The sequence below is a fragment of the Tenacibaculum sp. L6 genome, assembly GCF_028823685.1.
GTDB lineage: Bacteria > Bacteroidota > Bacteroidia > Flavobacteriales > Flavobacteriaceae > Polaribacter.
On the sequence record NZ_JAPEHZ010000100.1, the window covers coordinates 1 to 4,701 of the forward strand.

Here is a 4,701-nt window from a genome sequence, read left to right on the forward strand (position 1 = left end):
TTGAAAAAGTGTCCTTTTTTGATTCGTTTTTTGGACAAGCAAAAAATGAATGGGGGATGAAAAACAAAAGTTTGTCATAGCAATCCCCATACTTCTACTTCGGGAGAAGCAATCCCGACGCTTCGGGAGTATCTTTATATCTTGTGGAATAAAAAAATAACTTATATAGCCTTTTTTGTTTTATAACCTTTTATTAATATTGTTTTTTGTAGTTTTGCGGACAAATAAAAGAGAAAAAGAAATTTTTAACTTCTTAAAAATGAATATAGATCTTTCCGAAAAAAAAATAGTAGTTACTGGAGGTGCTGGTTTTATAGGTTCCAATCTTTGTGAGGTACTATTAGAAAAGAACAACAAAGTAGTGTGTTTAGATAACTTCGCGACAGGGAAAAGAGAAAATATAGCGCACCTTCATGAAAATCCAAATTTCAAATTAATAGAAGGTGATATAAGAAACTTAGAAGATTGTAAGAAGGCTGTTGAAGGAGCTAACTTTGTACTGCATCAAGCAGCTTTAGGTTCGGTGCCTAGATCAATTAACGACCCTATTACTTCTAACGACGTAAATGTGGGAGGATTTCTAAATATGTTAGTAGCCTCTAGAGATGCAGGGGTAAAGCGTTTTGTATACGCTGCCAGTTCTTCAACTTATGGAGATTCAAAAGGATTGCCAAAAGTAGAAGAGGTGATAGGAAAGCCATTATCTCCTTATGCTATCACAAAATATGTGAATGAATTGTATGCAGATGTTTTTGCAAAAACCTATGGTTTAGAAACAATCGGACTCCGTTATTTCAATGTATTTGGTAGAAAGCAAGATCCAAATGGAGCGTATGCAGCAGTGATTCCAAAATTCGTAGGGCAATTTATGAAAGGTGAGTCACCTACCATTAACGGAGATGGAAATTATTCAAGAGATTTCACCTACATAGACAATGTAATTCAAGCAAATTTATTGTCTTTGGTGGCTGATAAGCCTGAAGCGATAAATACAGTATACAACGTAGCGTACGGAGATAGAAATACCTTAAATGATTTAGTAAGATACTTAAAAGACTACTTATCAGAGTTTGATGCTTCTATAAAAAATATAGAAGTACAACACGGACCTAATAGAGTAGGAGATATTCCTCATTCTTTGGCAAGTGTAGAAAAAGCAAAAAACTTATTGAACTATAATCCACAATACTCACTTCAGCAAGGGTTAAAAGAAGCGGTGAAGTGGTATTGGGAAAATTTGTAATTGGAAGGTATTTAGTCTAAGACTAAATTATATTTCACAAGTAGACTTTTTAAAAGTTTTAGAAGCAATAATTAGCTTGCAAAAAAGAATAGTTGGATTAAGAAAGAAAATAGTTAATAAGTAAAATAAGACCAGTCTAAGTCTAAGTCAACGTCTAAGTCATAGTCTTTGTTTTAGTCATAGTCATAGTCAAAAAAAAAAGAATGAAACAACCAAAAATAGCTGTTATAGGATTAGGGTATGTAGGATTGCCATTAGCAAGATTATTTGCGACAAAATATCCTACGGTAGGTTTTGATATTAATACAGAGCGTGTAGCAGAATTAATGTCGGGGACTGATACTACGTTGGAAGTAGAGGATGAGGTATTACAATCCGTTTTAGTAGAAAAGCCTTCAGATTCAAATGGATTGTTTTGTTCTACTTCTTTGGAAGATATTAAAGAGTGTAACTATTATATAGTAACGGTTCCAACTCCGGTTGATAAGAATAACCGTCCTGTATTAACTCCCTTGGTAAAAGCGAGTGAAACGGTAGGGGCAGTGTTAAAGCAAGGAGATATTGTAGTGTATGAGTCGACAGTGTATCCTGGTGCAACTGAGGAAGAATGTATTCCTGTGTTAGAAAGGGTATCTGGATTAGAATTCAATAAAGATTTTTACGGAGGATACTCTCCAGAACGTATCAATCCAGGAGATAAAGAGCATACAGTTGAAAAGATTTTAAAGGTGACTTCAGGGTCTACACCAAATAGGAAAAAAAGTAGACGACTTGTACAAATCAGTGATTACTGCAGGGACACATTTAGCACCAACAATTAAAGTAGCAGAAGCAGCCAAAGTTATTGAGAATTCTCAAAGAGACATCAATATTGCTTTCGTAAATGAATTGGCGAAAATTTTTGGTTTGATGGATATCAATACACACGATGTGTTAGAAGCAGCTGGAACCAAATGGAACTTTTTACCATTCAAACCTGGATTAGTTGGAGGGCATTGCATAGGAGTAGATCCTTATTATTTAGCACAAAAGGCTCAAGAATATGGGTATCATCCAGAAATAATCTTGGCAGGCCGTAGATTAAATGATAGTATGGGGGAGTATGTTGCTTCTGAAGTAGTAAAACTGATGATTAAAAAAGATATTCGCGTAAAAGATGCGAACGTTTTAGTGTTAGGAGTAACCTTTAAAGAAAATTGTCCTGATGTACGCAACACCAAAGTAGTAGATGTGGTGGCAGCTTTAAAAGAGTACGGAACGGATATTACCATTTACGATCCTTGGGCAAACGAAGAGGAAGTAATGCACGAGTATGGATTAACGTCAACAAGAGAATTACCGAAAGAAACTTTTGATGCGATTGTATTAACAGTAGCGCATAAAGAGTTTGAAGACTTAGATTTTTCATCATTACGAAATGAAAAATCAGTGGTATACGATGTAAAAAACGTATTAGCTACTACAATAAAAGATAAAGGGCTTTAGTGGATTGAAACTAAGACATAGACTAAAAAAGTTGAGAGAAAGGAGAATGAGAGATTTTAGAAAATATGATATTTGGCAAGATGCTATTAGCTTAATTGATGTTGTTTATGATGTCGTTTCTAGGTTTCCTGAAACGGAAAAATTCAGCTTAAGCACACAAATTATTAGAGCAGCGGTTTCTATTCCTTCGAATATAGCTGAAGGAAGTTCTAGAGAGTCAGAAAAAGATTTTGCCAGGTTTTTGCAAATAGCCCTTGGATCATGCTTTGAATTAGAAACACAAATTATCATTGCGATGAGAAGAAATTATATGAACCAAGAGTCGGGAGATAACATTGTGATGAAGATTCAGAGCATACAGAAAAGGATTAATGGTTTAAAAAGAAAATTAAAGAAATGATTTATAAAAACGTTGTTTTTAAGGAAAATTATAGTCTAAGTCAACGTCAACGTCAACGTCAACGTCTAAGTCTGAGCCTAAGTCAACGTCAATGTCTAAGTCTAAGTCAACGTCAACCTCAACCATGAAAAACTTTGCACTCATAGGAGCTGCGGGATATATTGCTCCACGTCACTTAAAAGCAATTAAAGATACAAACAATGTATTGTTAGCTGCATTGGATAAAAATGACAGCGTAGGGATATTAGATAGTTACTTCCCGAAAGCAGATTTTTTTGTAGAGTTTGAACGTTTTGATCGCCATATTGAAAAATTAAAACGACAACAAAATATCCAATTGGATTATGTAAGTATCTGTACGCCCAATTATTTACACGATTCTCATATTCGTATGGCATTGCGCAGAGGGGCGGACGCGATTTGTGAAAAACCATTGGTGTTAAATCCATGGAATGTAGATGCCCTAGAAGCAATTGAAAAAGAAACAGGAAAAAGCATCAATACGATATTGCAATTACGATTACACCCGAGTATCATCGCTTTAAAAAATAAAATTGAAAAAGAAAATAAAAAGGAGAAGTACGAAGTAGATTTAACCTACATTACTTCGAGAGGAAATTGGTATGATATTTCTTGGAAAGGGGATGAGAGTAAATCGGGAGGAATAGCAACCAACATCGGAGTACATTTTTTTGATATGTTGTCTTGGATTTTTGGAAATGTACAAGAAAATAAAGTGCATCTAAGAGAAAAACACAAAGCTTCAGGTTATTTAGAATTTGAAAAAGCGCGTGTTCGTTGGTTTTTATCGATTGATGAAACTACTTTACCAAAAGAAATTCAAGAAAAAGGACAACGCACCTATCGTTCTATTACAGTAAATGGGGAAGAAATTGAGTTTAGCTCAGGTTTTACCGATTTACACACTACTAGTTATCAAGAAATCCTAAAAGGAAATGGCTTTGGTTTACAAGAAGCAAGACAGTCGATAGAGGTTGTGCATGATATAAGGAATGTAGAGTTAACAAAAGTTAGTGATTTACACCCATTTTTTTAGTAAAGATGAAAAATACACATTGTTTGTCTAATGATTGATATAGTTTATAATATAAGAAGAGGTTATAGATTTATACTTTCTTTAATGTATAATTTGATTTTATTTAAAGGAAAAAGTAAAAGGTTGTATGTTGGATTAAATGTTTTTTTTATAGGAAAGGTAAAGCTTGGTAAGAATATTAGAATATATGATAATTCTAAAGTTAAAGGTAATGTTACTATAGGAGATGGAACTGTTTTATGTGAAAACACAGAAGTAAGAACTACTTTTTCAGAGATAGTTATAGGTAGAAATTGTTCTGTTAATAGAAACTCAATGATATTAGGAAAGGTGGTAATTGGTAATAATACATTAATAGCTCCTAATGTTGTTATAGTTGGTTCAAATCATATTTTTAATAATCCAAATGAATTGATTAAAAATCAAGGTGTTGTGTCAAAAGGAATTAATATATCAGATGATGTGTGGATTGGAGGTAACGTTACAATAACTGATGGTGTCAGTATAGGAAAAGGG

Annotated in this window: 4 protein-coding genes and 1 pseudogene; all 5 read left to right on the plus strand. The window is 33.7% G+C overall.

Features of this window, described 5'->3' with window-relative positions; all coding sequences use genetic code 11:
• Nucleotides 1–259 precede the first annotated feature (259 nt).
• The gene (locus tag OU788_RS11740) at nucleotides 260–1,243 is read left to right on the plus strand and encodes an SDR family oxidoreductase (RefSeq protein ID WP_274635340.1); all 984 of its coding nucleotides are present in this window, start codon (nucleotides 260–262) and stop codon (nucleotides 1,241–1,243) included.
• A 203-nt stretch (nucleotides 1,244–1,446) separates the two neighbouring features.
• A pseudogene (locus tag OU788_RS11745) lies at nucleotides 1,447–2,728 on the plus strand (nucleotide sugar dehydrogenase).
• 46 nt (nucleotides 2,729–2,774) lie between these two features.
• Nucleotides 2,775–3,128 carry a four helix bundle protein gene (locus OU788_RS11750; protein WP_274635341.1) on the plus strand — a complete coding sequence of 118 codons (354 nt, stop codon included), beginning with the start codon at nucleotides 2,775–2,777 and terminating at the stop codon, nucleotides 3,126–3,128.
• A 124-nt stretch (nucleotides 3,129–3,252) separates the two neighbouring features.
• A complete protein-coding gene (locus OU788_RS11755) occupies nucleotides 3,253–4,185 on the plus strand; it encodes a Gfo/Idh/MocA family oxidoreductase (RefSeq protein ID WP_274635343.1) in 933 nt (310 codons plus the stop codon).
• Nucleotides 4,186–4,215: 30 nt separating this feature from the next.
• On the plus strand, nucleotides 4,216–4,701 hold a 486-nt coding region (locus tag OU788_RS11760; RefSeq protein WP_274635342.1), incomplete at its 3' end, for an acyltransferase.

Bases quoted from the DNA above. Each gene is read 5' to 3' on its own strand.
- OU788_RS11740 (WP_274635340.1), top strand. From the start codon at position 260: ATGAATATAGATCTTTCCGAAAAAAAAATAGTAGTTACTGGAGGTGCT.
- OU788_RS11750 (WP_274635341.1), top strand. From the start codon at position 2,775: ATGAGAGATTTTAGAAAATATGATATTTGGCAAGATGCTATTAGCTTA.
- OU788_RS11755 (WP_274635343.1), top strand. From the start codon at position 3,253: ATGAAAAACTTTGCACTCATAGGAGCTGCGGGATATATTGCTCCACGT.